Raw genomic sequence first — 264 nt, 5'->3', positions numbered from 1 at the left:
GGCGGTATATTTGGTGAACATGATCATGGTCTATTTATGGTCGAGCTTTGCCGCATTTTACGGCAGGCGTGATGATACCATTCAAAGCGGATGGCGGCCTAACAAAATTCTCGTGTTATTTCCGTTTTTGTTTCTTTGTATTGTCGCAGGTATTCGGTACAAAGTAGGAACCGATTTTGTCACATATGGACAGATGTATGAGTTCTCCATCAATTATGAAAAGCCTTGGCATATCTTCGGATTTGGTGTGGACAAGGCGGCCAC

The 264-nt window shown here is 43.6% G+C and carries 1 pseudogene; it reads left to right on the top strand.

The annotated features are described in order from the left end of the window. Positions 1-264: pseudogene (locus SB658_RS24655) on the top strand (EpsG family protein); the annotation flags it as partial.

This window comes from Bacillus sp. SIMBA_008 (genome assembly GCF_046535495.1).
Classification (GTDB): domain Bacteria; phylum Bacillota; class Bacilli; order Bacillales; family Bacillaceae; genus Bacillus; species Bacillus subtilis.
Note: the sequence above shows the minus strand (reverse complement) of the source record. Positions and strands in the feature narration are given on the sequence as shown.